The following is a 25,414-nucleotide window of genomic DNA, read 5'->3' as shown; positions in this document are numbered from 1 at the left end:
TGTTCACCCCACCAAAGCCGCCTCGGTTTCCAGGCGGCTTTGTGCTTTTTGAATCTTGTTGAGAACGGTTCGTCCACTATGCCCCTGCCCCCCGCACCCGGCCACCGCGCCGCAAAGCTCCCCGCAGAAGCCTTTTCGTCCATCCGCAAGTCTGCCAAGACTGCAGAGCTTGACGAGGATCTGAACCCCTCCACCGGAGCCGCCCTGAGCGCAGCTCCAGAGACCGCTCCCGCTGCCACCAAGCCGCGCCGCAGCACCAGCAAGCCCGCCGCCTCCGCCAAGCCGCGCAAGACCGCCACGACAACTGCTGCTGCAACACCCACTGCGGCAGCATCGGCTGGCGCAGCAACGGCTGCCGCAGCCAAGACAGGACCAGCTGCCGCAGCCTCCGCCAAACCCGCCGAAGCGGCTGCCAAGCCTGCCCGCCGCGCCCGCAATACGCGTACCGGCCCGACCACACTGTTCGTGCTGGACACCAATGTGCTGCTGCACGACCCCAGCAGCCTGTTCCGCTTCGAGGAACATGACATCTTCCTGCCCATGGTGGTGCTGGAAGAACTGGACAACCACAAGAAGGGCATGACCGAAGTGGCGCGCAACGGCCGCCAGGTCAGCCGCACGCTGGACTCCCTGGTTGCCTCCCAGCCCGCCGACGGTCTGGAAAAAGGCCTGCCGCTCAATGCCACGGGTCAGCGCAGCGCCACCGGCACGCTGTACTTCCAGACCAACCCTCTGGATGCATCCCTGCCCGAGAGCCTGCCCCAGGGCAAGGCCGACAACCAGATTCTGGGCGTGGTCGCCGCCTTGCGCGAGCAGCACAAGGCCCGTGAAGTGGTGCTGGTGTCCAAGGACATCAATATGCGCGTCAAGGCGCGCGCACTGGGCCTGGCTGCCGAGGACTACCAGAACGACAAGGTGCTGGAAGACGGCGATCTGCTGTACTCGGGCGCCCTCGCCCTGCCCCACGACTTCTGGACCAAGGCCGGCAAGAATGTGGAGAGCTGGCAGGAAGGCGCCATCACCTACTACCGCGTCAGCGGCGTCATCGTCGACCAGCTGATGATCAACCAGTTCGTCTACTACGAGGCGCCGGGTGAACCCAGCCTCTACATGCGCGTGACCGAGATCCGCGACAAGACGGCCGTGCTCAAGACGCTGCGCGACTTCGGCAATCCCAAGAATGCCGTCTGGGGCGTTTCCACACGCAATCGCGAACAGAACTTCGCGATGAACCTGCTGGTCAACCCCGAAGTCGACTTTGTCACGCTGACCGGTACGGCCGGCACCGGCAAGACCCTGCTGGCCCTGGCCGCCGGCCTGGCCCAGGTACTGGACGAGCGCCGTTACACCGAGATCATCATGACCCGCGCCACGGTGAGCGTGGGCGAGGATATCGGCTTCCTGCCCGGCACCGAAGAGGAAAAAATGGGTCCCTGGATGGGCGCTCTGGACGACAACCTGGAGTTCCTGGCCAAGGGCGACGGCGGAAATGCCGGCGAATGGGGGCGCGCCGCCACCAATGAGCTGATCCGCAGCCGCATCAAGATCAAGAGCATGAACTTCATGCGCGGTCGTACCTTCCTGAACAAGTACGTCATCATCGACGAGGCCCAGAATCTGACGCCCAAGCAGATGAAGACCCTGATCACCCGTGCCGGCCCCGGCACCAAGATCATCTGCATGGGCAATCTGGCCCAGATCGACACACCCTACCTGACCGAAGGCAGCTCGGGTCTGACCTATGTGGTGGACCGCTTCAAGGGCTGGCCACACAGCGGCCACATCACGCTGGCGCGCGGCGAACGCTCGCGCCTGGCGGACTTCGCCAGCGAGGTGCTGTAAGTGACCAGCTGGATCGCGGCGCTCAAGCTCGTGCCCTGGGGCGAGGTCATCAAGGCCACGCCCCAGGTGGTGAAGGCTGCCCAGGGCATGCTCAAGAAGAAAGAGGCCCAGGCAGAAGCGCGCGAGCAGGATGCCAGCGCGGACAGCGCCAGGCAGCGCATTTCGCCACCGGCTTCCGCCGGCGAGCAGGCGCTGCTGCTGATCCAGCAACAGGAAGAGCGCATCGCCCAGCTGGAGCAGTCGCAACGCCAGTCGCTGGAGATCATCGAGAAGCTGGCCCAGCAAAATGCCCAGATCGTCGCGACCGTGGGGGCGCTGCGCATAGGCGCACAGCGCCTGGCCTGGGCCTGCGGCGTGCTGGGACTGTGCGTGATCGGTCTTGGCATCTACCTGTTCACACGCTAGCGCCGCAATCACTCAAAAACAAAGCCCGCAAGGTCTGTGCCTTGCGGGCTTTTCTTATATCCACATTCAATTTGATAGCTGCTAGCGCCCGTTATTCATAGATTTCATATTCATAGAGTTCTGAAATCCATACGCTACAAGCGCTAGAAGCTATGCTTTTTAGTATTCGTCCGTACCGTAGCCTTGCGCCAGATTCTCGAAACGCGTCTGGTTCTTCTGGAAGAAGAGCTTCACCGTGCCCGTCGGCCCGTTACGCTGCTTACCGATGATGACCTCGGCAATATTGGGCTCCTTGCTCTCTTTGTTGTAGTAGTCGTCGCGGTAGATGAACATGATGATGTCCGCGTCCTGCTCGATGGCGCCCGATTCACGCAGGTCGGACATCATGGGGCGCTTGTCGGTACGCTGCTCCACCGAGCGGTTGAGCTGGGACAGCGCAATCACCGGGCATTGCAGCTCCTTGGCCAGCATCTTCAAGCCCCGCGAGATTTCGCCCAGCTCGGTCGCGCGGTTGTCGGAACTGGCGGCCGATCCAGAGCCGCTCATCAGCTGCAGGTAGTCGACCACGATCAGGCCCAGCTTGCCGCACTGGCGCGCCAGACGACGTGCATTGGCACGCAGCTCGGTTGGAGACAGGCCCGGCGTTTCGTCGATATGCAGCGACACCGTGCGCAGGCGCTCGATGGCCTCGGTCAGACGCGGCCACTCGTCGTCGCTGAGCTTGCCGGTACGCAGATTGCCCTGGTTGACGCGGCCGATGGAGCCGACGATACGAACCGCCAGCTGGGCCGCGCCCATTTCCATGGAGAAGATGGCGACCGGCAAGCCTTCATTGAGCGCCACATGCTCGGCAATATTCACGGCAAACGAGGTCTTGCCCATCGAGGGACGCGCCGCCAGCACCACCATGTCGCCGGCCTGCAGGCCCGAGGTCATTCGATCCAGATCGACAAAGCCCGTGGGGACGCCGGTCACATCCATGGGGTTGTCGGCCATCTCCTGGACCCGGTCCAGCAGATCCACCACCAGCGTGTCCAGCGACTGGAAGCCCTGCTTGTTGCGCGCCCCCTCCTCGCCGATCGCCATGATCTTCTGCTCGGCCTCGTCGAGGATGCGCTCCACGGTCTTGCCCTGAGGATTGAAGGCATTGGTCGCGATGTCGTCGCTGGCCGTGACCAGCTTGCGCAAGATGGCACGCTCACGCACGATTTCCGCATAGCGGCGGATATTGCTGGCACTGGGCACATACTGCGCCAGCTGATTCAAATACATCAGGCCGCCGACTTCCTCGGCCTTGCCCATGCCCTGCAGATGCTCGTAGACCGTGATCACGTCGGCCGGCTTGCTGGCATTGATCAGCTTGCCGATGGCTTCGAAGATCAGCTTGTGCTCGTGCCGATAGAAGTCGCCGTCGTTCAGCAGGTCGCCCACGCGCTCCCAGGCATTGTTGTCCAGCAGCAGACCACCGAGCACCGAAGATTCCGACTCCATGGAGTGCGGCGGCACACGCAGTTGCGCCACCTGCTGATCAGCAGTGGGAACCGGGGCGAATGCATCATCTTGCAGATCAAGCGGGGGCATTACTGACGACATGAGACTCCTAGAGACAAGTCCTCCATCGTAGCGGGAGGCGGTGGCAACGTCACGGCGGGCGACGAGAAAAACGCTGGCGAGACAAACAATTACCGGAAAACAAAAAACCGCCCGAAGGCGGCTTTTTGCCAATTCAGAACAGATCCTGAATTAGGAGTGGTCGCCGTACACGGAGACAGCCACTTCTGCAGCCACGTCGGTGTGCAGAGCCACCACCACAGTGGCGTCGCCAACGGTCTTGATGGGGCCGTTGGGCATGCGCACTTGCGACTTGTTCACTGCGAAACCGGCCTTGACCAGTTCTTCAGCGATGTCGGCGTTGGTGATGGAGCCGAACAGACGACCGTCAACGCCGGCCTTCTGAGTGATCTTCACGTTGGCGCCGTTCAGCTTTTCGCTCAGTTCTTGAGCGGCAGCCAGCTTCTCGGCAGCAGCCTTTTCCAGCTCAGCGCGCTTGGCTTCGAATTCAGCCTTGGCAGCAGCTGTTGCACGACGTGCAGCGCCGGAGGGGATCAGGAAGTTACGAGCGTAACCGTCCTTGACCTTGACGATATCGCCCAGGTTACCCAGGTTCACAACCTTTTCGAGCAGAATGATTTGCATAGTCGTGCTCCTTAGATCTTGTGCTGGTCAGAGTAGGGCAGCATAGCCAGGAAGCGAGCGCGCTTGATGGCTGTGTTCAGCTGACGCTGATAGATGGCGCGCGTGCCGGTCAGGCGTGCGGGCACAATCTTGCCGTTTTCGGCGATGAAGTCACGCAGGGTGTCGACATCCTTGTAGTCGATTTCTTCGACGCCGGCGACTGTGAAGCGGCAGAAACGCTTGCGCTTGAACAGCAGCGACTGGGTGTTGCGCTTAGGACGCTTGTCCTTGTTGAATTTCTTGAACGTGGCCATTGCTGGACCTCTTGAAAATTAATTTTGTTGAATATCCTGAATGTGTAAAACCAGCATCTTGCTATTGCGCGGCGTGGCCAGAAAACCTTGAAAGGTCCATTGGCTACCGGGTGCTTGGCGGGCCAGCTTTTCAGCCAGGGCGCCAAAGGCAACAGCCTTGACAGATGCATTCACGTTGCGCGCACTGCCCAGCTCTTGTTGCTGCGAACTGTGTTCAATTCGCAAATCCAGGGCCGGCAATCCGGCGGGCGTGTAGCGCAAAGCAGCTTGCTCTGCGAGAAGGCCCGTCAATACAACGCGGTTTTCCACTCCTTCAGTGTCTGATGCTATTAAGCGTGCTCAGCCTGGTTGGCCTTGCGGGCTTCTTCGCGCTCAACGCTCTTCATCATGGCGGAAGCAGCTGTATCAGCCTTCTTCTTCTGCACAGTCAGGTGACGCAGCACGGCATCATTGAACTTGAAGGCGTGTTCCAGTTCAGCCATCACAGCCTGGTCGGCTTCGATGTTCAGGCACAGGTAGTGAGCCTTAGCGAGCTTGTTGATCATGTAAGCCAGCTGACGACGGCCCCAATCTTCTTCGCGGTGCACCTTGCCGCCACCAGCAGCAATCATGCCCTTGTAGCGCTCCAGCATCGCGGGAACTTGTTCGCTTTGATCCGGATGGATCAACAAAATGATTTCGTAATGACGCATAACGACTCCTTTTGGGTAAACGCCGCCCACTGCGTCTGTAGCGGTGCGGCAAGGCAAAACGTTAGATTCTAGCCGAGTGGCAGACTATCTGTACACTCTGGGGCCTATAAACCTGCGATTAGCATTGGTCAATCAAGGCGAGAGGTACTGAAATCACAAGCACTTACTCTCCTAGAATGCTCCGCAAATCCTGCAGGCTCACTTCAGCCGCTGCGCCCTTCGCCCTTGTCGGGCGGCACAGGTCTTGAAATAGACCTGCCGGAGCGCATCTGGAAGACAGATTGTCTTAAGTTTTGAGAAACCTTCACCAACTATGACCGAGAACCAAAACCCCAACACCATCAACGACGCCAGCCCCGAGGAACTGGAAGCGGCCCTGGCAGCCAATGCGTCGGACGAACTGGGTCGTCTGCAGGCCGAGCTGGAAGAACTCAAGGCCAAGAGCGCCGAACTGGCCGATCAATACCTGCGTGCCAAGGCCGACGCCGAGAACATGCGCCGCCGCGCCGAAGAAGAAGTGACCAAGGCCCGCAAGTTCGGCATCGAGAGCTTTGCCGAAAGCCTGCTGCCCGTGATCGACAGCCTGGATGCCGCCCTGGCCATCCAGAACGCCACGCCCGAGCAGCTGCGCGAAGGCTCGGACGCCACGCTGCGCCAGCTGACTTCGGCCCTGGAACGCAACAAGGTGCAGGCCATCAACCCGGCTGCGGGCGAGAAGTTCGATCCTCACCATCACCAGGCCATCTCCATGGTTCCCGCCGACCAACCCGCCAACACCGTGGTGGCCGTGCTGCAAAAGGGCTATGTGATCGCCGACCGCATCCTGCGCCCCGCGCTGGTGACCGTGGCCCAGGGCTGAGCTGCAAAGACACCAATAACCCCACCGTCAGGGCAAAAATTGTGAGTGATGGCTCTTGAAGCCAGCCGCAGTGCCCACAAGTGACGAATCAAGCAAACATTCAACAGATTACGGAGAGAATTATGGGAAAAATCATCGGTATTGACCTGGGCACCACCAACAGCTGCGTCGCCATCATGGAGGGTAACAACACCCGCGTGATCGAAAACAGCGAAGGCGCCCGTACCACCCCCTCCATCGTCGCCTATCAAGAAGACGGCGAAATCCTGGTGGGCGCATCCGCCAAGCGCCAAGCCGTCACCAACCCCAAGAACACCATTTACGCTGCCAAGCGCCTGATCGGCCGCAAGTTCGCCGAAGCCGAGGTGCAAAAGGACATCGACCTGATGCCCTTCCAGATCGTCAAGGCCGACAACGGCGACGCCTGGGTGCAAGTGCGCGACCAGAAGCTGGCTCCCCCCCAGATCAGCGCCGAAGTGCTGCGCAAGATGAAGAAGACCGCCGAGGACTTCCTGGGCGAGCCCGTGACCGAGGCCGTCATCACCGTGCCCGCCTACTTCAACGACGCCCAGCGTCAGGCCACCAAGGATGCCGGCCGCATCGCCGGCCTGGAAGTCAAGCGCATCATCAACGAACCTACCGCTGCTGCCCTGGCCTTCGGCCTGGACAAGGTGGGCAAGGGCGACCGCAAGGTGGCCGTGTATGACCTGGGTGGCGGCACTTTTGACGTCTCCATCATCGAAATCGCCGACGTGGACGGCGAAAAGCAGTTCGAAGTGCTGTCGACCAACGGCGACACCTTCCTGGGCGGCGAAGACTTCGACCAGCGCATCATCAACTACATCATCGACGAGTTCAAGAAGGAACAAGGCGTTGATCTGTCCAAGGACGTGCTGGCTCTGCAGCGCCTGAAGGAAGCCGCTGAAAAGGCCAAGATCGAGCTGTCGAACTCCGCACAGACCGACATCAACCTGCCCTACATCACCGCCGATGCCACAGGTCCCAAGCACCTGAACATCAAGCTGACCCGCGCCAAGCTGGAGTCGCTGGTGGACGATCTGATCGAGCGCACGATTGCGCCTTGCCGCACCGCCATCAAGGATGCAGGCATCTCGGTGTCCGACATCCACGACGTGATCCTGGTCGGCGGCATGAGCCGCATGCCCAAGGTGCAGGAAAAGGTCAAGGAATTCTTCGGCAAGGATCCCCGCAAGGACGTGAACCCCGACGAAGCCGTGGCCGTGGGTGCTGCCGTGCAGGGCCAGGTGCTGGGTGGCGAGCGCTCCGACGTGCTGCTGCTGGACGTGACTCCCCTGTCCCTGGGTATCGAAACCCTGGGCGGCGTCATGACCAAGATGATCAGCAAGAACACGACCATCCCGACCAAGTTCGCGCAGACTTTCTCCACGGCTGAAGACAACCAGCCTGCCGTGACCATCAAGGTGTTCCAGGGCGAGCGCGAGATTGCCAGCGCCAACAAGATGCTGGGCGAGTTCAACCTGGAAGGCATTCCGCCCGCAGGTCGTGGCGTGCCCCAGATCGAAGTGACCTTCGACATCGACGCCAACGGCATCCTGAACGTGTCGGCCAAGGACAAGGCTTCCGGCAAGGAAAACAAGATCACCATCAAGGCGAACTCGGGCCTGTCGGAAGAAGAAATCCAGAACATGGTCAAGGATGCGGAACTGAACGCCGCCGATGACAAGAAGAAGCTGGAACTGGTGACTGCCAAGAACCAGGGCGAAGCTGCTGTTCACAGCGTCAACAAGAGCCTGGCCGAACATGGCGACAAGCTGGATGCTGCCGAAAAGGGCGCCATCGAAGCCGCCGTCAAGGAACTGGAAGAAGCGCTCAAGGGCGAGGACAAGGACGCCATCGACGCCAAGACCACGGCCCTGATGACTGCCAGCCAGAAGCTGGGCGAGAAGATGTACGCCGACGCACAGGCCGCTGGCGGTGCCGAAGCCGCTGCTGCCGCAGCAGGTGCCTCCGCCGGTGCCGGCGCCTCGGCTGCCGCTGACGACAACGTGGTTGACGCCGAAGTCAAGGAAGTCAAGAAGGACTAAGCGCGGGCAGGTCCTGGCCTCAAACCATTGACCGCTTGCCGCCGCGCCGGGCTCTCAGGAGCTGGCGCGGCGTTCCTGTTCCATCCGACCGAAAACTCACATGTCCAAACGTGACTACTATGAAGTTCTGGGCGTTGCCAAAAGCGCCTCGGACGATGACATCAAGAAGGCCTATCGCAAGCTGGCGATGAAGTTCCACCCTGACCGCAATCAGGGCGACAAGGCCAAGGAAGCCGAGGAAAAGTTCAAGGAGGTCAAAGAGGCCTACGAGATGCTTTCCGACAGCCAGAAACGCGCGGCCTACGACCAGTACGGCCATGCCGGCGTGGACCCCAACCGTGGCATGGGCGGCGGCGAGGGCTTCGGCGGCTTTGCCGAGGCCTTTGGCGACATCTTTGGCGATATGTTCAACGGCGGCGGCGGCCGCGGCGGTCGCGGCGGCCGTCAGGTCTACCGTGGCAACGACCTCAGCTATTCCATGGAAATCACCCTGGAAGAAGCCGCCAAGGGCAAGGATGCCCAGATCCGCATTCCGAGCTGGGACAGCTGCGACACCTGCAGCGGCAGCGGCGCCAAGCCCGGCACCAGCACCAAGACCTGCTCCACCTGCAACGGCATGGGCACGGTGCAGATGCGCCAGGGCTTTTTCAGCGTGCAGCAGACCTGCCCGCACTGCCGTGGCACGGGCAAGATCATTCCCGAGCCCTGCACCTCCTGCGGCGGCCAGGGCAAGGTCAAGCGCCAGAAGACGCTGGAAGTGAAGATTCCCGCCGGCATCGACGACGGCATGCGCATCCGCTCGGCCGGCAACGGCGAGCCCGGCACCAATGGCGGCCCGGCAGGCGACCTCTATATCGAGATTCGCGTCAAGGATCACGACATCTTCGAGCGCGACGGCGACGATCTGCACTGCAATGTCCCCGTGAGCTTCATCACCGCTGCCCTGGGTGGCGAGATCGAAGTGCCCACGCTGCAGGGCAAAGCGGCGATCGACATCCCCGAAGGCACGCAGGCCGGCAAGCAGTTCCGCCTGCGCGGCAAGGGCATCAAGGGCATTCGTTCCAGCTACCCAGGCGATCTCTACTGCCACATCGTGGTGGAGACCCCGGTCAAGCTCACCGAGTACCAGCGCAAGCTGCTCAAGGATCTGGATGAATCGCTCAAGAAGGGCGGCTCCAAGCATTCGCCCAGCGGCGAGAGCTGGACGGATCGCCTGAAAAGCTTCTTCAGCTAAGCACTGACGCTCAACAAAAAAGCCCATCGGCCATGCGCCTGATGGGCTTTTTTTCAGAGGGCGGAAATCACTCCTTGCCCGGCTTCCAGCTACGCACCTCGCGCTGTACCTTCAACCGCTCCGACGGGCTCAATGCCTGCTCCGCCGTCTGCATGCGGCTTTGCAGCGAAGGATCCTTGACCTGGGCGATGGTCAGCCAGAAATAGGCCCTGCCCATGTCCTTCTGCACGCCCTGGCCGCTGGCATACATGGCCGCCAGATTCGACTGCGCCAGCGTGTAGCCCTGCTTGGCCGCGCGATCGAACCAGCGCGCCGCCTGGCCTGCATCCTGCGCCACGCCCTGGCCGTTGGCATAGAGAAAACCCAGAGACGACTGCGCCGCCGCATTGCCCTGGCCGGCAGACTTCTCCAGCCAGCGTGCAGCGCGCGTCAGATCCTGGGGCACCAGGGCACCCACGGCATAGATCATGCCGGCGTTGTACTGGGCATCGGCATGGCCTTTCTCGGCCGCCTGCTCAAACCATTGCAGGGCGGCACGCCCGTCTTCCTTGACGCCGCGGCCGCTGGAGAGCATCACGCCCAGACTGTACTGGCCAGCAGCCTCGCCGCTTTTGGCCGAGCGCTCGAACCATTTCACGGCCTGCGCATCGTCTGCGGCCACGCCACGCCCCTCGGCATACATCAGCCCCAGATTGTTCTGCGCAATGCCGTCACCCTGATCTGCCGCCTTGCGGTACCAGCTCACAGCCTGCGCCTCGTCCAGCGTCACACCCCGCCCATTGGCGTAGAGCACCCCCAGATCGGATTGCGCAGGCGCATAGCCCTGCTCGGCCGACTGGCGATACCAGTGCACGGCCTGGGCCAGATCCTGGTTCACGCCCTTGCCGAAACGATAGCGCGAGCCCAGCAGATACTGGGCCTTGGCATCGCCCGTCTGGGCTTCGGCACGCATGGCGGCCAGCTCCTTGGCATCCTCGGCCTGATTGTTTCTGGCATCCGGCGTCCAATGCTCGCGGCCCAGCGGAGCGGCCGCTGCAGCACCGGCTGCCGCAGCCCCGGCCGCTGCCGCATGGCGACCGGCACGGCCTTTCTTGCCGGCCTTGGCTGCTGAAGATTTGGCAGCGCCTGAAGTCGTGCTCTTGGCGGACTTGGACGATTTGGCTGGCGCGGCCGCGCTGGACTTGGCCGGGGTCTTGCCCTTGGCGGCAGCCGGCAAGGCCATGCCACCACCCAGAGCCAGGGCCGCCGCCAGCAGGCAGGCATGGCTCCAGCAGCGGCTGCGGTTCAAGAGGGGTGCCCCGGCCGAAGCCAGGGCTGGCAACTCGGAAGGCTCACTATCGGACATCGGATGGTTCGGAACTCTCATAACTCACATTTTTGCAGCGAATAGCGGCGCTTCCAGACTGCTTTACTGACGATTTACTTTGTAAAAAATGCGGGGCCCTGACGCCGGGAAGACCTCCCGCGCCCCATGGCCGGATCGGGCTTGCACGATTCCAGTATCTAGAGCCTGCGCTATGAAAATGCAAGTACGCGAAACCGGCAAATGCAACATTGCTGCTCCAGCTCACGCCCAACCATCGCAAAACAAGAAATCACCCATCGCCAAAATTTACCCATCGCCAACCAAGACATCTCATTCAAAGATGGATTCACATGAATTAATCGGTAAAAATGCTGAAAACTTCTCGAAACGAGAAGACTTGAGCCTACCCCATGAAGAATTCAGAGCGCAGTTTTGCGCGCCGCATCGATCTCACCTCGCTTCAGCTGTTCGTCGCCGTGTGCGAACTGGGCAGCATTGGCCGCGCCGCTGAACGCGAGTTCATTGCGGCCTCGGCCGTCAGCAAGCGCCTGTCCGACCTGGAAGCGACGGTGGATACCGCCCTGCTCTATCGCCACAGCCGCGGCGTGACGCTGACGCCGGCTGGCGAAAGCCTGCTGCACCATGCCCGCAATGTGCTGTACGGGCTGGAGCGCATGCAGGGCGAGCTCTCCGAATACGCCGACGGCGTCCGCGGCCATGTGCGCATGCATGCCAATATGTCGGCCATCGTGCAGTTTCTGCCCGAGGACCTGGGGGCGTTTGCACGCGAGCACAGCCAGATCAAGATCGACCTGCAGGAACACCTGAGCCCCGACGTGCTGAGTGCGGTGGCCGAGGGCACGGCCGATATCGGCATCTGCACGCTGGGCAATATCAGAAGCAGCGAAGGCCAGCAGGCCACCGTGCAACTGAGCCAGGGCAATGTGCCGCTGCAATACCGCAGCTATCGCGAAGACAGGCTGGTCGTCGTCGTGCCCGAGCGCCATGCCCTGGCCGATCGCGAGAGCGTGGCCTTCACGGAAGTGCTGGAATGGGACATCGTCGGCCTGCATGCGGGCTCCTCCATCAGCCTGGCCATGCGCTCTGCCGCGGCTCAGGCCGGCCACCCGCTGCACCAGCGCATCCAGGTCACCAGCCTGGACGCCATGTGCCGCATGATCGACAACGGACTGGGACTGGGTCTGCTGCCCGACCGCGCATTCGAGCTGATGCATGGCGTGGGCCATCTGCGCGCCGTGCGGCTCACCGACGACTGGGCGCACCGCGAACTCTGCGTGGTGGCGCGCGACTTTGAAGCGCTGCCGGTGACCACCCGTCTGCTGGTCGATCACCTCTGCCCCGCCAGCGCCAAGGCTTGAAGCACTGCTCAGGTCCGCCACAGAACACAGAATCCTCCCAACAAACCAACCTCACGAGACCACCATGGGACGCACCCTCTACGACAAGATTTTTGACGAGCACGTCGTTCACACCGAGGAAGACGGCACCTCCGTCCTCTATATCGACCGCCATCTGGTGCACGAAGTCACCAGCCCCCAGGCCTTTGAAGGCCTGCGCATGGCCGGCCGCAAGCTGTGGCGCGTCAGCTCGGTCGTGGCCACGGCCGACCACAACACGCCCACCGACGGCTGGGAGCGCGGCTATGACGGCATTGCCGACCCCATCAGCAAGGAACAGATCACCACGCTGAACAGCAACATCGCCGAGTTCGGTTCGGCGGCCTTCTTTCCCTTCATGGACAAGGGCCAGGGCATTGTTCACGTCATGGGCCCCGAGCAAGGCGCGACCCTGCCCGGCATGACCGTGGTCTGCGGCGACAGCCACACCTCCACCCATGGCGCTTTCGGCGCGCTGGCCCACGGCATCGGCACCTCCGAGGTCGAGCACGTGATGGCCACCCAGACCCTGCTGGCCAAGAAGGCCAAGAACATGCTGGTGCAGGTCAACGGCAAGGTCGCACCCGGCATCACCGCCAAGGACATCGTGCTGGCCATCATCGGCAAGATCGGCACCGCCGGCGGCACGGGCTACACCATCGAGTTTGCCGGCGAAGCCATCCGCGACCTGAGCGTGGAAGGCCGCATGACGGTCTGCAACATGGCCATCGAAGGCGGCGCTCGCGCAGGTCTCGTCGCCGTGGACGACAAGACCATCAACTACATCAAGGGCCGCCCCCTGGCGCCCACGGGTGGCGAATGGGATGCCGCCGTCACTTACTGGAAGACACTGCATTCCGACGCCGACGCGAAGTTCGACCGTGTGGTGGAGCTGAACGCCGCCGACATCGTGCCGCAGGTGACCTGGGGCACCAGCCCCGAGATGGTGCTGGGCATCGATGCCGCCGTTCCCGATCCCGACAAGGAAAAGGACTCCAACAAGCGCGGCGCCATCGAACGTGCGCTGACCTATATGGCACTGGAACCCGGCAAGCCCATCAACGACATCTTTGTCGACAAGGTGTTCATCGGCTCCTGCACCAACAGCCGCATCGAAGACATGCGCGAAGCCGCGGCCGTGGTCAAGAACCTGGGCCAGAAGGTCGCCAAGAACATCAAGCTGGCCATGGTGGTGCCCGGCTCCGGTCTGGTCAAGGAACAGGCCGAGCGCGAAGGCCTGGACCAGATCTTCAAGGCCGCCGGCTTTGAATGGCGCGAACCCGGCTGCTCCATGTGCCTGGCCATGAATGCCGACCGCCTGGAGCCCGGCGAGCGCTGCGCGTCGACCTCGAACCGCAATTTCGAAGGCCGTCAGGGCGCCGGTGGCCGCACCCACCTCGTCAGCCCCGCCATGGCCGCTGCGGCAGCCATCCACGGCCACTTTGTCGACATCCGCAAGTTCTCCTAAACCATTTCTTCAGCGAGACAGAGCATGAAGCCTTCCGTCACGATTCTCCTGATCGGCCTGGCCTTCACCATGGCCGCCTGCAACACCGTCAAGGGCCTGGGCCAGGACGTGCAAAGTGCGGGCAGCGCCATCGAACGAGCCGCTCGCTGAACCCTTGATCCCTGGAATTCACGCCATGCAAAAATTCACCGTGCACAAGGGCCTTGTCGCCCCCATGGACCGCGAGAACGTCGACACCGACGCCATCATTCCCAAGCAGTTCCTGAAGTCCATCAAGAAGACCGGCTTCGGCCCCAACCTGTTTGACGAGTGGCGCTATCTGGACCAGCCCGGCCAACCCGGCGTGCCCGAGGCCGACCGCAAGCCCAACCCCGACTTCGTGCTCAACCAGCCCCGTTTCAAGGGTGCCAGCATCCTGATCGCGCGCAAGAACTTCGGCTGCGGCTCCAGCCGCGAGCACGCGCCCTGGGCCCTGGACCAGTACGGCTTCCGCGCCATCCTGGCCCCCAGCTTTGCCGACATCTTCTTCAACAACAGCTTCAAGAACGGTCTGCTGCCCATCGTGCTGCCCGAGGCCACGATCGACCAGCTGTTCAACGACGTCGCGGCCTTCCCCGGCTACGAGCTGACCATCGACCTGGAGCGCCAGGTGATCGTCCGCCCGCAGGGCGAAGAGATCGCCTTCGACGTCATCGCCTTTCGCAAGTACTGCCTGCTCAACGGCTTCGACGATATCGGCCTGACCATGCGCCACGCCGACAAGATCAAGGCCTTCGAAGCCGAGCGCCTGGCGCAAAAGCCCTGGCTGGCGCATACGTTGATTCAGAAGTAACCCCCTGAGCCGCTGCGCGGCTTCCCCCTTTCTCGATGCGTTGCATCGGAAGGGGGACGGCATCTTCGCTGCGGGGCGGCCCTTGCTTGATGCCCCTTGTTTGGGGCGTGCTTGTTTTTAGGTTGCTACCCATAAATGAGCTGCTTGCGCCTTCTATTCATGAACATCAGCATTAATTCAATCTGAAATCTATGAATAACGAGCGCTAACAGCTATCAAATTAATCAAAGGAACATCATGAAGATTGCAGTTTTGCCCGGTGATGGCATCGGTCCCGAAATCGTCGCGGAAGCCGTCAAGGTGCTCGAGGCCCTGAATCTGGGCCTGGAGATGGAAACCGCTCCCGTGGGCGGTGCCGGCTACGAAGCTGCCGGCCACCCCCTGCCTCCCGCCACGCTGAAGCTGGCCCAGGAAGCCGATGCGATCCTGTTCGGTGCCGTGGGCGACTGGAAGTACGACACGCTGGACCGCCCCCTGCGTCCCGAGCAGGCCATTCTGGGCCTGCGCAAGGCCCTGGGCCTGTTCGCCAACTTCCGTCCCGCCATCTGCTACAAGGAACTGACCCACGCCTCCAGCCTCAAGCCCGAGCTGGTGGCAGGCCTGGACATCCTCATCATCCGCGAGCTGACCGGCGACATCTACTTCGGCCAGCCGCGCGGCCGCCGTGTGGCTCCCGACGGCCATTTCCCCGGTGCCGAGGAAGCCTTCGACACTATGCGCTACACCCGTCCCGAGATCGAGCGTATCGCCCATGTCGCTTTCCAGGCCGCCCAGAAGCGCAGCAAGCGCGTGACCAGCGTGGACAAGGCCAATGTGCTGGAAACCTTCCAGCTGTGGAAGGACGTGGTCAGCGAAGTCGCCAAGCAGTACCCCGATGTGGCCCTGGACCATATGTATGTGGACAACGCCGCCATGCAGCTGGTCAAGGAACCCAAGCGCTTCGACGTGGTGGTGACCGGCAATATGTTCGGTGACATCCTCTCCGACGAAGCCTCCATGCTGACCGGCTCCATCGGCATGCTGCCCAGCGCCAGCCTGAACGATAAGAAGCAAGGCCTGTACGAACCCAGCCACGGCTCGGCTCCCGACATCGCCGGCAAGGGCATCGCCAACCCCCTGGCCACCATTCTCTCGGCCGCCATGATGCTGCGCTTCAGCCTGGGCCAGGAAGCAGCCGCCCAGAAGATCGAAGCTGCCGTGCAAAAAGTGCTGGCCGACGGCCTGCGCACTGCCGACATCTACAGCGAAGGCACGACCAAGGTCAGCACCCGTGAAATGGGTGATGCCGTGGTCAAGGCGCTGGCCGGCGTCTGAGGCACCGAAACCGCTGAAGCCCAGCCGCCGCCCGCAAGCGGCGGCTTTGGGTTTGACGCAAATTTCGGCACCAAATAAAACAAAACGTCAAAAATAAATCATTTATTTCGACGTTTTGACTAGAGTTTCAAGCACTTTTAGTTCTTCAAGCTTTTTCTCTAGTCGCTAGAATGACAACTCTTATGTTTGCCGCACGCACCTTCGCTCCCGAAATCGTCACACCCGCAAAGACTGCCGGTGTGAATGCGCGCGCAATCACCATTAAGACGATTACAGGCTGACCCAGCCCGGTTCGTCGCGCGCCCCTTCCGGCCCTGACGAGCCGGCCGAAGCAGTCTCAAGCTACTGTTTTCAAAACTGAAAGGGCGTTTCAAATGAGCAAGCAATTGGTAGGTTTGGTGGGCTGGCGCGGCATGGTCGGCTCCGTGCTGATGGATCGTATGCAGGCCGAAGGCGACTTCGCGCTGATCGAGCCCGTGTTCTTCTCCACCTCCAATGCAGGTGGCAAGGCTCCGGCCATGGCCACGGTGCACACCGAGCTGAAGGACGCCAACGACATCGCCGAGCTGTCCAAGTGCGACATCATCATCACCTGCCAGGGTGGCGACTACACCAAGGAAGTCTTCCCCAAGATCCGCGCCGCCGGCTGGAACGGTCACTGGATTGACGCCGCCTCCTCGCTGCGCATGGAAAGCGACGCCGTCATCGTGCTGGACCCCGTCAACGACGACCTGATCCAGCAGAAGCTGGCTGCCGGTGGCAAGAACTGGATCGGTGGCAACTGCACCAACTCCATCCTGCTGATGGGTCTGGGCGGTCTGTTCAAGGCCGGTCTGGTGGAATGGGTCTCCTCCATGACCTACCAGGCCGCATCGGGCGGTGGCGCCAACCATATGCGCGAGCTGCTCAAGGGCATGGGCGTGGTGCACGCCGCCGTCGCCGACGAGCTGGCGACGCCTGCTTCGGCGATTCTGGAAATCGACCGCAAGGTGGCCCAGACCATCCGTGACGATGTGCCCACCGAATTCTTCGGCGCACCTCTGGCCGGCGGCCTGATCCCCTGGATCGACGCGCAGCTGCCCAACGGCCAGTCCAAGGAAGAATGGAAGGGCCAGGCCGAAGTCAACAAGATTCTCGGCACCGAAGCCACCATCCCCGTCGACGGCCTGTGCGTGCGCATTGGCGCCATGCGCTGCCACAGCCTGGCTCTGACCCTGAAGCTGAAGAAGGACCTGCCCCTGGAAGAGATCGAAGCCCTGATCAAGGCCGGCAATCCCTGGGTCAAGTTCGTGGCCAACGACCGCGCCGAGACCGTCAAGGAGCTGACTCCTGCTGCCACCACCGGCGGTCTGGAAGTGGCTGTGGGCCGCGTGCGCAAGCTGAACATGGGCCCCGAGTACGTCTCGGCCTTCGTGATCGGCGACCAGCTGCTGTGGGGTGCTGCCGAGCCCCTGCGCCGCATGCTGCGCATCCTGCTGGCAGCCTGATACCGGCCGCCATCAAGCCGCCTGACGGCTTGATCCAGCGCAGCAAAGCGCCGGTCATCCGCGTGATGACTGGCGCTTTTTTCATCCCCGGGCTCCGGGCTTGGGCGACAATTGCCCGCTTATTCGGGCGAATGCAAACCGTCAGCCAAGCTACATTAGGTTTCATCTCGTTGCCAATCGACAACAATTCAGCGCCTTGCCAGCCATGCTTTTGCTCACATTGCAATAGCGTCGTTGACAATGCAAACTGTGTCCGCCGGCCCGAGAGACCTTTGCCGCCTGCTGGAATTTCCAATTTTTTATGTGCACCGCAGCCACAAACCCGATCAAGAACAAGAGGGCTGTAGGCTGCACGAATCAAGTCTGAGCCCTATGCAACGCTGGAAACTCTCTGCGCTAGCCGCAGCCACCCTCGCACTGTCAAGCCTCTCGGCCACCGATGCATGGGCATTGGCATTGGGGCGCATCACGGTGCAGTCGGCTCTGGGTGAGCCTCTGCGTGCCGAGGTTGAAATCCCTCAGCTCAGCGCTGCCGAAGCCGACAGCCTGCAGGCGGCCATTGCATCGCCAGCCGCCTTCCGCGCCCAGGGCATGGAATTCACAGGCACGGCCAATTCGGTGCGCGTGCAGGTGCAAAAGCGCGCCAACGGCACGGCCGTGCTCAAGCTCAGCAGCTTTCAGCCGGTCAACGATCCCTTCGTCGATCTGGTGATCGATGCCAACTGGGCATCGGGCAAGCTGCAGCGCAACTACACCTTGCTGCTTGACCCCCCGGCAACGCGCCGCCCTGCTCCTGTGCCCACCACTGCGGCTCAGGCCACGCCTGCCGCAGTGCCTGCACCTGCGCCAGCACGTGCCGCCGTGACCACACGGACTGCCTCCAGCCCTGTCGGCACCACTGGCCGGGACCTGCGCAATGACCGCGACCAGGACGAAGCCGCGGCGAAGCCGCTGCGCAAGCGGCAGGCCGCCGCTGCAGCACCTGCTGGCAGTGGTGACGAAGTTCGCGTCAGAACCGGCGACACCGCCGGACGCCTTGCTGCGGCGCACAAGCCCGCAGGCGTCTCTCTCGACCAGATGCTGGTGGCCATGCTGCGCAGCAACCCCCAGGCCTTTGTCAATGGCAACATCAACCGCATGCGCAGCGGCGTCGTGGTTCAGATGCCCGATCAGGCTGCGGCCCAGGCAACCTCGGCCAAGGAAGCACGCCAGATCATGGCGGCCCAGTCTCAGGATTTCAACCAGTTCCGCCGTCAACTTGCAGGCGTGGCACCTGTGGCCACCGTGGAAGCCGCATCGCGCAGTGCCTCCGGCCAGGTTCAGGCCCATGTCGCAGATGCCAAGGCCGCTACCGCCGCCCCCGACAAGCTGACCCTGTCCAAGGGTTCCGTCAAGGGCGTTGCAGCCGACGAGCAGATGGCCCAGCAAAAGCAGGCTGCCGACCAGTCTGCGCGCGCCGATGAACTCAAGCGCAACATGGCCGAGCTGAGCCAGATTGCGGCCGCCACCAAACCTGCCGGAACGGCTGCAGCTCCCGCGGCTGGCACACCGGCAGCCGCTGCGCCTGCGGCAGGCCCCGGCGTCGCCGTGCCCGCGACCGGTGCCGCCAATGTGGCAGCTCCTGCTCCGGTTGCCGATGCCGCTGCAACACCTGCAGCACCAGCCCTGGCGCCGGCCGTGGCAGCCGATGCTGTGACAGCCACAGCTGCGGCAGCCGGAGCGGCACCAGCCGAGGCCGGCAAGCCTGGCGACGCCGCGCCCGCACCAGAGGCGCAAGCCGCAGCCGAGCCTGCAGCGCCTGCACCGATTGCCCCTCCCAAGCCTGTGGCGGCACCTGCCCCCATTCCCGAAGAGCCCAGCTTTATCGACAGCCTGATGGAAGACCCCACCATCCCGCTGGCAGGTGCGGCACTGCTGGCCCTGCTGCTGGGCTATGGCGGCTACCGTGTTTCTCAGCGTCGCAAGGCCGCTGCGGCAAGCGCGGACAGCACGCTGGGCGACAGCCAGCTGTCGGCGGACTCCTTCTTCGGCGCCAGCGGCGGCCAGCGCGTGGACACCACGACCAGCAGCAGCCAGATGTCGGGCCAGTCCATGCAGTACTCTCCCAGCCAGCTCGACGCCGGCGATGTGGACCCGCTGGCCGAAGCCGATGTGTACCTGGCCTACGGCCGCGACCTGCAGGCCGAGGAAATCCTCAAGGAAGCACTGCGCACCGACCCCAACCGCCTGGTGCTGCACCAGAAGCTGGCTGAAATCTATGCCAAGCGCCATGACCGCATGGCCTACGCCTCGGTTGCCAACAACGTCTTTGCGCTGACCCAGGGCAAGGGCCCCGAATGGCAGCGACTGGCCGATCAGGGCCGCATCCTGGATCCCGACAATCTGACCTACCAGCTGGGCGGCGCTCCCCAGCTCCAGGCAGGCGCAGCGGCTGCGCCCAACGCCTTCAGCCCCACCGATCCATCGACCGCGCTGCAAGGCGGCGTCGCCGCCGCCGTAGGCTTCGGCTCGGCATTGGCTGCTGCACAGGCCGCCGAAGCGGCGGCCAGCCGCGAAGGCCCTCCCACGGAGCCTGCCGGCATGGACTTCGACATGGATCTGGAACTGCCAGCAGGCCTGCCCGACACAGCAGCCAGCGCAGCGCCCGTGGCCTCCGAGCCCGTTTCCTTGCCCAACGAGCAGGATTTCGCGGCACTGGCACAGTGGGACACCCCTGTCACCGCGTCCGAGCCGGCACCCGCAGCAGACAATGGCCTGAACCTGAACCTCGACGATCTGGCTTCGTTCAACCTGCCCGCCACGGCTTCTCAGGCTCCGGCTCCCGTCACTGCCCCGGCCCCCGCCGAGCCAGGCACCCTGAATGCCCTCGAGTTCGACCTCGACAGCTTCGCCCTGCCCTTGCAGTCCCAGCCCGAGCCGGAAAGCGGACAGGAAACGACCCCGCTGGAGCTCTCCTCCAGCCAGGAGGGCCCTGGCGCAGAGCAGGATATCGAAGCGCTGACCTTGCAGCAGCCTGCCGAGGAGAGCGACAGCCCCGCCGCCGCCCCTGCACAGCCCGAGGTGACTTTCGACCTCAGCGGCCTGTCGTTGGATCTGGGAACCTCCGACGACACCGCAACCATCGATGCCGTGCCGGCGCCTTCCGAGCCCGAGGACCCGCTGGCCACCAAGCTGGCCCTGGCCGAAGAGTTCAATGCCATCGGCGACAGCGACGGAGCGCGTACACTGATCGAGGAAGTGATCGCCGAGGCACATGGCGATCTCAAGGCCAAGGCTCACAGCCTTCTCTCTCAGATTGGTTGATTGATTTGATGCATTCAGACCCCGCGCCGGGAGCCATGCCATGCGCATAGCTCTCGGCGTCAGCTACAACGGTCAGGCCTATCGCGGCTGGCAAAGCCAACCCGATGGCAACACCGTACAAGACAAACTCGAAGCGGCCCTGGGCCGCTTTGCTGCTCAAGAAGTCTCCACCATCTGTGCCGGTCGCACCGATTCGGGTGTGCACGGCCTGATGCAGGTCGTGCACTTTGACACCGAGCTGCAGCGTGCGCCCAACTCCTGGGTGCGCGGCACCAACACCTTTCTGCCCAAGGACATTGCCGTGCAATGGGCGGCCGAGGTGGCCGACGGCCCGGATGGCTTCCATTCCCGCGCCTGTGCCACCGCACGTCGCTATGCCTATGTGCTGCTGCAGTCTCCCGTGCGCCCCAGCGTAGACCAGGGCCGGGTCGGCTGGGTGTTTCAGACGCTGGATGCGCAGCGCATGCGCGCAGCCGCCGATCTGCTGCTGGGCGAGCATGATTTTTCGTCCTTTCGCGCCGCGGGCTGCCAAGCCAAGAGCCCGGTCAAGACCCTGCGCCGCATTGACATCCACTACCGCCCCGCCGGCCAGGCCCCCATGCGCGACGCGCAGATGGAATGCGGCTACTGGCGCTTCGAGTTCGAGGGCAGCGCTTTTCTGCATCACATGATCCGCAACATCATGGGCTGCCTGATCTACGTGGGCCAGGGCTCCAAGCCCGTGGAATGGATGCAGCAGGTGCTGGAGGCACGCTCGCGCGAGGTGGCCGCACCCACCTTCTCCCCTGACGGCCTGTACTTTCTCGGCCCCATTTACGATACACGCTGGGGTCTGCCTGCCGACACCCCTCCGTTTGCCTGGCTGCCCTGAGCGGCCACCCGCCAACGATTGCTGCAACGCCAGGGATTAGTCATGCCTTCCATTGCCTCCCGCACCCGCATCAAGATCTGCGGCCTGACCCGCGAGCAGGATGTCGACACCGCGGTGGCCGCCGGCGCCGACGCCATCGGCTTCGTGCTCTATGCGCCAAGCCCGCGTGCCGTGACGCTGCAGCGCGCGGCCGAGCTGGCCCGGCGACTGCCGCCCTTTGTCACACCTGTTTTGCTCTTTGTGAATGAAACAGCTACCAATGTGATAGCTGCCTGCGACCTAATACCAAACGCCTGCGTGCAATTTCACGGTGATGAATCGGCGGCGGATTGCGAAGCCTCCACCCGGGGCGTCCAGCCCTGGTTGCGCGCGGCGCGCATACCCCTTGGAGACGATGCGGCCCGGTTTGACCTCGTAGAATATGCCCAACGTTATTCAAAGGCCCAAGCCATCCTGCTCGACGCCCATGTCGATGGTTATGGTGGCGGCGGCAAGGCATTCAATTGGTCACTTCTGCCAACAAGCGTCGACTCTCACCTCGTTTTGTCTGGTGGACTCACGCCTGCAAACGTGACCGATGGCATCTTGCAAGTGCGCCCTCGCGGGTTGTCTCTGGCCGTTGATGTGAGCTCTGGTGTCGAGGCCGAAGGTCCCGACGGCAAGCCCCTCAAAGGCATCAAGGATGCCCACAAGATTCACCGCTTCATTGCTGCCGTACGCGCAGCTGATGCCCAAATTTTGCAGACTGACACATGTTTGAATACCAGTATCCCGACGTCCACGGCCATTTCGGCCGCTACGGCGGCAGCTTCGCCAGCGAAACCCTGACACACGCCCTTACCGAGCTGCGTGAGGCCTACGCAAAGTATCAGAACGACCCCGAATTCATCGCCGAATTCCAGTCCGAGCTGGCCCACTATGTAGGCCGTCCCTCGCCCGTCTATCACGCCTCGCGCATGAGCCGCGAAATGGGCGGCGCGCAGATCTATCTGAAGCGCGAGGACCTCAACCACACAGGTGCACACAAGATCAACAATGTGATCGGCCAGGCCATGCTCGCCAAGCGCATGGGCAAGCCGCGCATCATTGCCGAGACAGGCGCCGGCCAGCACGGCGTGGCAACGGCCACCATCTGCGCGCGTTACGGCCTCGAGTGCATCGTCTACATGGGTGCCGAGGACGTGAAGCGCCAAAGCCCCAATGTCTACCGCATGAAGCTGCTGGGTGCGACCGTGGTGCCCGTGGAGTCCGGCTCCAGAACGCTCAAGGATGCGCTCAACGAAGCCATGCGTGACTGGGTGGCCAATGTGGACAACACCTTCTACATCATCGGTACCGTGGCCGGCCCCCATCCCTACCCCATGATGGTGCGCGACTTCCAGAAGGTCATCGGCGACGAGTGCCTGACGCAGATGCCCGAGTTCCTGGGCGCCGACACACAGCCCGATGCCGTGGTCGCCTGCGTGGGCGGCGGCAGCAATGCCATGGGCATCTTCTACCCCTATATCCCCTACGAGAACACTAAACTGTTCGGCGTGGAAGCGGCGGGCGAGGGTCTGGAATCCGGCAAACACTCGGCTTCGCTGCAAAAAGGCAGCTCGGGCGTGCTGCATGGCAACCGCACCTTCATCCTGCAGGACGAAAACGGCCAGATCACCGAGACCCACTCGGTGAGCGCCGGCCTGGATTACCCCGGCGTGGGCCCTGAACATGCCTGGCTGCAGGAAATCGGTCGCGCCCAGTACGTAGGCATTACCGACCAGGAAGCACTGGACGCCTTCCACTACCTGTGCCGCGCCGAAGGCATCATCCCGGCTCTGGAGTCCAGCCACGCCGTGGCCTATGCCATGAAGCTGGCCAAGACCATGCGCGCCGACCAGTCCATTCTCGTCAGCCTCTCCGGCCGCGGCGACAAGGACATCGGCACCGTGGCCGACCTGTCGGGTGCCGAATACTTCGACCGCCCTTCCATGCGCGGCCTCACCGTCAAGGGCGCTCCCGGACATGATGCAGCCAAGGCTGCCGCAGGGGGCAACAAGTTATGAGCCGAATTACCGCCACCTTCAACAAGCTCAAGGAAGAAGGCCGCAAGGCCTTGATTCCCTATGTGACAGCAGGCTTCCCGTTCGCTGCCATCACCCCTCCTCTCATGCACGGCATGGTGGAAGCCGGTGCCGACGTGATCGAGCTGGGCGTGCCCTTCTCGGACCCCATGGCCGACGGCCCCACCATCCAGCGTGCAGGCGACAAGGCCATTGCCAACGGCGTGGGCCTGAGCCAGGTGCTGGCCTATGTGGCCGAGTTCCGCAAAAAGGACCAGACCACGCCCGTGGTGCTCATGGGCTATGCCAACCCCGTGGAGCGCTACGATCAGATCCATGGCGAAGATGCCTTCGTCAACCATGCCGCCGCAGCCGGCGTCGATGGCGTGCTGATCGTGGACTATCCGCCCGAGGAATGCGAAGAGTTTGCAGCCAAGCTCAAGGCCCGCGACATGGACCTGATCTTCCTGCTGGCTCCCACCAGCACGGACGAGCGCATGCAACAGGTGGCCCGCGTGGCCAGCGGCTATGTCTACTATGTCTCGCTCAAGGGCGTGACCGGTTCGGGCGCTCTGGACACCTCGGCCGTGGAGGCCATGCTGCCGCGCATTCGCCAGCATGTCAGCGTGCCCGTGGGCGTGGGTTTCGGCATTCGCGATGCCCAGACCGCACAGACCGTGGGCCAGGTGGCCGACGCCGTCATCATCGGCAGCCGCATCATTGACCTGCTCGACAACCAGCCCCACGAGAAGATCGTGCCTCTGGCAATAGACTTTCTGCGTGGTGTGCGAAAGGCTCTCGACGCATAATGCACCCCTAGAAATTAGCCACCCCCTGAGCGGCTGCGCCGCGTCCCCCTTGAAGGGGGACGACAGCTTCGCGGCGGGGTGGCCCTTGATCGCTGTCTCTGATGAGATTGCGCCAGTGCCTGTACCACGCTGCTCTCACGGGTTGCGAGTAGCGTGCAGTGCAGTGGAAACTGAAAAGGAAACACCATGTCTTGGCTTGAAAAACTTCTGCCTGCAAAAATCCAGCAGACCAATCCGACGGAACGCCACCAGCAGATTCCCGAAGGTCTGTGGATCAAGTGCCCCAGCTGCGAAACCGTTCTGTACAAGACCGATCTGGAAAAGAACCAGAACGTCTGCCCGACCTGCGGCCACCACCACCGCATCGGTGCGCGCGCACGTCTGAACCATTTCCTCGACGCCGAAGGCCGCTATGAAATCGCACAGGAAGTCATTCCTGTCGACCCGCTGAAATTCAAGGACAGCCGCAAGTACCCCGAGCGTCTGAAGGAAGCGCTGGAGAACACCGGCGAGACCGACGCACTGATCGTCATGGGCGGCTCCGTCAAGAGCATCAATGTGGTCGTGGCCTGCTTCGAGTTCGACTTCATGGGCGGCTCCATGGGCTCCGTGGTCGGCGAACGCTTTGTGCGCGGCGTGGAAACCGCCATCGAGCAGAAGGTGCCTTTCATCTGCTTCACCGCCACCGGTGGTGCCCGCATGCAGGAAGGTCTGCTGTCGCTGATGCAAATGGCCAAGACCAATGCTGCGCTGACACGTCTGGCCAAGAAGGGTCTGCCCTATATCTCCGTGCTGACCGACCCGACCATGGGCGGTGTGTCCGCTGGCTTCGCCTTCGTGGGCGATATCGTGATCGCCGAGCCCAAGGCCCTGATCGGCTTTGCCGGCCCTCGCGTGATCGAAACCACCGTGCGCGTGAAGCTGCCCGAAGGCTTCCAGCGCGCCGAATTCCTGCAGGACAAGGGCGCAGTGGACATGATCGTCGACCGCCGTGAGCT

The 25,414-nt window shown here is 62.8% G+C and carries 23 protein-coding genes; 17 read left to right on the top strand and 6 right to left on the bottom strand.

The window, feature by feature from the left end:
• Window positions 1-78: 78 nt before the first annotated feature.
• Complete coding sequence (locus tag ACLBXN_RS02875) at window positions 79-1,842, top strand: PhoH family protein (protein WP_447611060.1); 1,764 nt, start codon at window positions 79-81, stop codon at window positions 1,840-1,842.
• On the top strand, window positions 1,843-2,247 hold the full coding sequence (locus ACLBXN_RS02870) for a hypothetical protein (protein ID WP_211457549.1): 405 nt from the start codon (window positions 1,843-1,845) through the stop codon (window positions 2,245-2,247). It abuts the gene before it with no gap.
• Window positions 2,248-2,406: 159 nt separating this feature from the next.
• Here the strand turns inward: ACLBXN_RS02870 and dnaB are convergent, their stop codons facing one another.
• The 5 genes from dnaB to rpsF all read right to left on the bottom strand — a co-directional run bounded on the left by dnaB (window position 2,407) and on the right by rpsF (window position 5,428).
• Window positions 2,407-3,840, bottom strand: coding sequence for a replicative DNA helicase (gene dnaB, locus ACLBXN_RS02865; protein ID WP_043007211.1), 1,434 nt, complete (start codon window positions 3,838-3,840; stop codon window positions 2,407-2,409).
• A 150-nt stretch (window positions 3,841-3,990) separates the two neighbouring features.
• Window positions 3,991-4,443, bottom strand: coding sequence for a 50S ribosomal protein L9 (gene rplI, locus ACLBXN_RS02860; RefSeq protein ID WP_003057918.1), 453 nt, complete (start codon window positions 4,441-4,443; stop codon window positions 3,991-3,993).
• A gap of 11 nt (window positions 4,444-4,454) precedes the next feature.
• Window positions 4,455-4,736, bottom strand: coding sequence for a 30S ribosomal protein S18 (gene rpsR / locus ACLBXN_RS02855; protein WP_003057920.1), 282 nt, complete (start codon window positions 4,734-4,736; stop codon window positions 4,455-4,457).
• Window positions 4,737-4,754: 18 nt separating this feature from the next.
• The gene (gene priB, locus ACLBXN_RS02850; protein WP_003076580.1) at window positions 4,755-5,045 is read right to left on the bottom strand and encodes a primosomal replication protein N; all 291 of its coding nucleotides are present in this window, start codon (window positions 5,043-5,045) and stop codon (window positions 4,755-4,757) included.
• A 20-nt stretch (window positions 5,046-5,065) separates the two neighbouring features.
• Window positions 5,066-5,428, bottom strand: coding sequence for a 30S ribosomal protein S6 (rpsF, locus tag ACLBXN_RS02845; RefSeq protein WP_003057922.1), 363 nt, complete (start codon window positions 5,426-5,428; stop codon window positions 5,066-5,068).
• Between the two features lie 313 nt (window positions 5,429-5,741).
• Here rpsF and grpE point away from each other — a divergent pair, with 313 nt between their 5' ends.
• The 3 genes from grpE (at window position 5,742) to dnaJ (ending at window position 9,587) form a co-directional block, all read left to right on the top strand.
• Window positions 5,742-6,287, top strand: a complete 546-nt coding sequence (gene grpE, locus ACLBXN_RS02840) for a nucleotide exchange factor GrpE (RefSeq protein ID WP_167005694.1) — start codon at window positions 5,742-5,744, stop codon at window positions 6,285-6,287.
• A gap of 122 nt (window positions 6,288-6,409) precedes the next feature.
• Window positions 6,410-8,353: a molecular chaperone DnaK gene (dnaK, locus tag ACLBXN_RS02835; protein WP_447611058.1), complete on the top strand. Its 1,944-nt coding sequence runs from the start codon at window positions 6,410-6,412 to the stop codon at window positions 8,351-8,353.
• 100 nt (window positions 8,354-8,453) lie between these two features.
• Window positions 8,454-9,587, top strand: coding sequence for a molecular chaperone DnaJ (dnaJ, locus tag ACLBXN_RS02830; protein WP_211457552.1), 1,134 nt, complete (start codon window positions 8,454-8,456; stop codon window positions 9,585-9,587).
• Between the two features lie 67 nt (window positions 9,588-9,654).
• Here the strand turns inward: dnaJ and ACLBXN_RS02825 are convergent, their stop codons facing one another.
• Window positions 9,655-10,932 (bottom strand): tetratricopeptide repeat protein, encoded by a 1,278-nt coding sequence (locus ACLBXN_RS02825; RefSeq protein ID WP_447611057.1) that lies wholly within the window; start codon window positions 10,930-10,932, stop codon window positions 9,655-9,657.
• Between the two features lie 371 nt (window positions 10,933-11,303).
• Here ACLBXN_RS02825 and ACLBXN_RS02820 point away from each other — a divergent pair, with 371 nt between their 5' ends.
• The 12 genes from ACLBXN_RS02820 to accD form a co-directional block, all read left to right on the top strand.
• On the top strand, window positions 11,304-12,272 hold the full coding sequence (locus tag ACLBXN_RS02820; RefSeq protein WP_043007203.1) for a LysR substrate-binding domain-containing protein: 969 nt from the start codon (window positions 11,304-11,306) through the stop codon (window positions 12,270-12,272).
• Between the two features lie 64 nt (window positions 12,273-12,336).
• Entirely contained in the window at window positions 12,337-13,758 is a 1,422-nt protein-coding gene (gene leuC, locus ACLBXN_RS02815) for a 3-isopropylmalate dehydratase large subunit (RefSeq protein WP_407715271.1), read from the top strand.
• Between the two features lie 24 nt (window positions 13,759-13,782).
• Entirely contained in the window at window positions 13,783-13,908 is a 126-nt protein-coding gene (locus ACLBXN_RS02810; RefSeq protein WP_043007199.1) for an entericidin A/B family lipoprotein, read from the top strand.
• 25 nt (window positions 13,909-13,933) lie between these two features.
• Window positions 13,934-14,590 (top strand): 3-isopropylmalate dehydratase small subunit, encoded by a 657-nt coding sequence (gene leuD / locus ACLBXN_RS02805; RefSeq protein ID WP_447611055.1) that lies wholly within the window; start codon window positions 13,934-13,936, stop codon window positions 14,588-14,590.
• A gap of 237 nt (window positions 14,591-14,827) precedes the next feature.
• Window positions 14,828-15,904, top strand: a complete 1,077-nt coding sequence (gene leuB, locus ACLBXN_RS02800) for a 3-isopropylmalate dehydrogenase (protein ID WP_034353433.1) — start codon at window positions 14,828-14,830, stop codon at window positions 15,902-15,904.
• Window positions 15,905-16,278: 374 nt separating this feature from the next.
• Complete coding sequence (gene asd, locus ACLBXN_RS02795; RefSeq protein ID WP_447611054.1) at window positions 16,279-17,391, top strand: aspartate-semialdehyde dehydrogenase; 1,113 nt, start codon at window positions 16,279-16,281, stop codon at window positions 17,389-17,391.
• A 372-nt stretch (window positions 17,392-17,763) separates the two neighbouring features.
• On the top strand, window positions 17,764-20,694 hold the full coding sequence (locus ACLBXN_RS02790; protein WP_447611053.1) for a FimV/HubP family polar landmark protein: 2,931 nt from the start codon (window positions 17,764-17,766) through the stop codon (window positions 20,692-20,694).
• A 40-nt stretch (window positions 20,695-20,734) separates the two neighbouring features.
• Window positions 20,735-21,565, top strand: a complete 831-nt coding sequence (gene truA / locus ACLBXN_RS02785; RefSeq protein WP_043007190.1) for a tRNA pseudouridine(38-40) synthase TruA — start codon at window positions 20,735-20,737, stop codon at window positions 21,563-21,565.
• Between the two features lie 42 nt (window positions 21,566-21,607).
• On the top strand, window positions 21,608-22,393 hold the full coding sequence (locus tag ACLBXN_RS02780) for a phosphoribosylanthranilate isomerase (RefSeq protein ID WP_447611052.1): 786 nt from the start codon (window positions 21,608-21,610) through the stop codon (window positions 22,391-22,393).
• Window positions 22,318-23,610, top strand: a complete 1,293-nt coding sequence (gene trpB / locus ACLBXN_RS02775; RefSeq protein ID WP_043007186.1) for a tryptophan synthase subunit beta — start codon at window positions 22,318-22,320, stop codon at window positions 23,608-23,610. The genes ACLBXN_RS02780 and trpB overlap by 76 nt, the downstream gene beginning before the upstream one ends.
• Complete coding sequence (gene trpA / locus ACLBXN_RS02770; protein ID WP_034364947.1) at window positions 23,607-24,416, top strand: tryptophan synthase subunit alpha; 810 nt, start codon at window positions 23,607-23,609, stop codon at window positions 24,414-24,416. Before trpB ends, trpA begins: the two co-directional genes overlap by 4 nt.
• Window positions 24,417-24,602: 186 nt before the next feature.
• Window positions 24,603-25,414, top strand: an 812-nt coding sequence (gene accD / locus ACLBXN_RS02765) for an acetyl-CoA carboxylase, carboxyltransferase subunit beta (RefSeq protein WP_447611051.1), incomplete at its 3' end; no start/stop codon positions are given.

This window comes from Comamonas sp. C24C (assembly GCF_053345995.1).
This window is presented reverse-complemented; position numbering and strand designations above follow the sequence as displayed.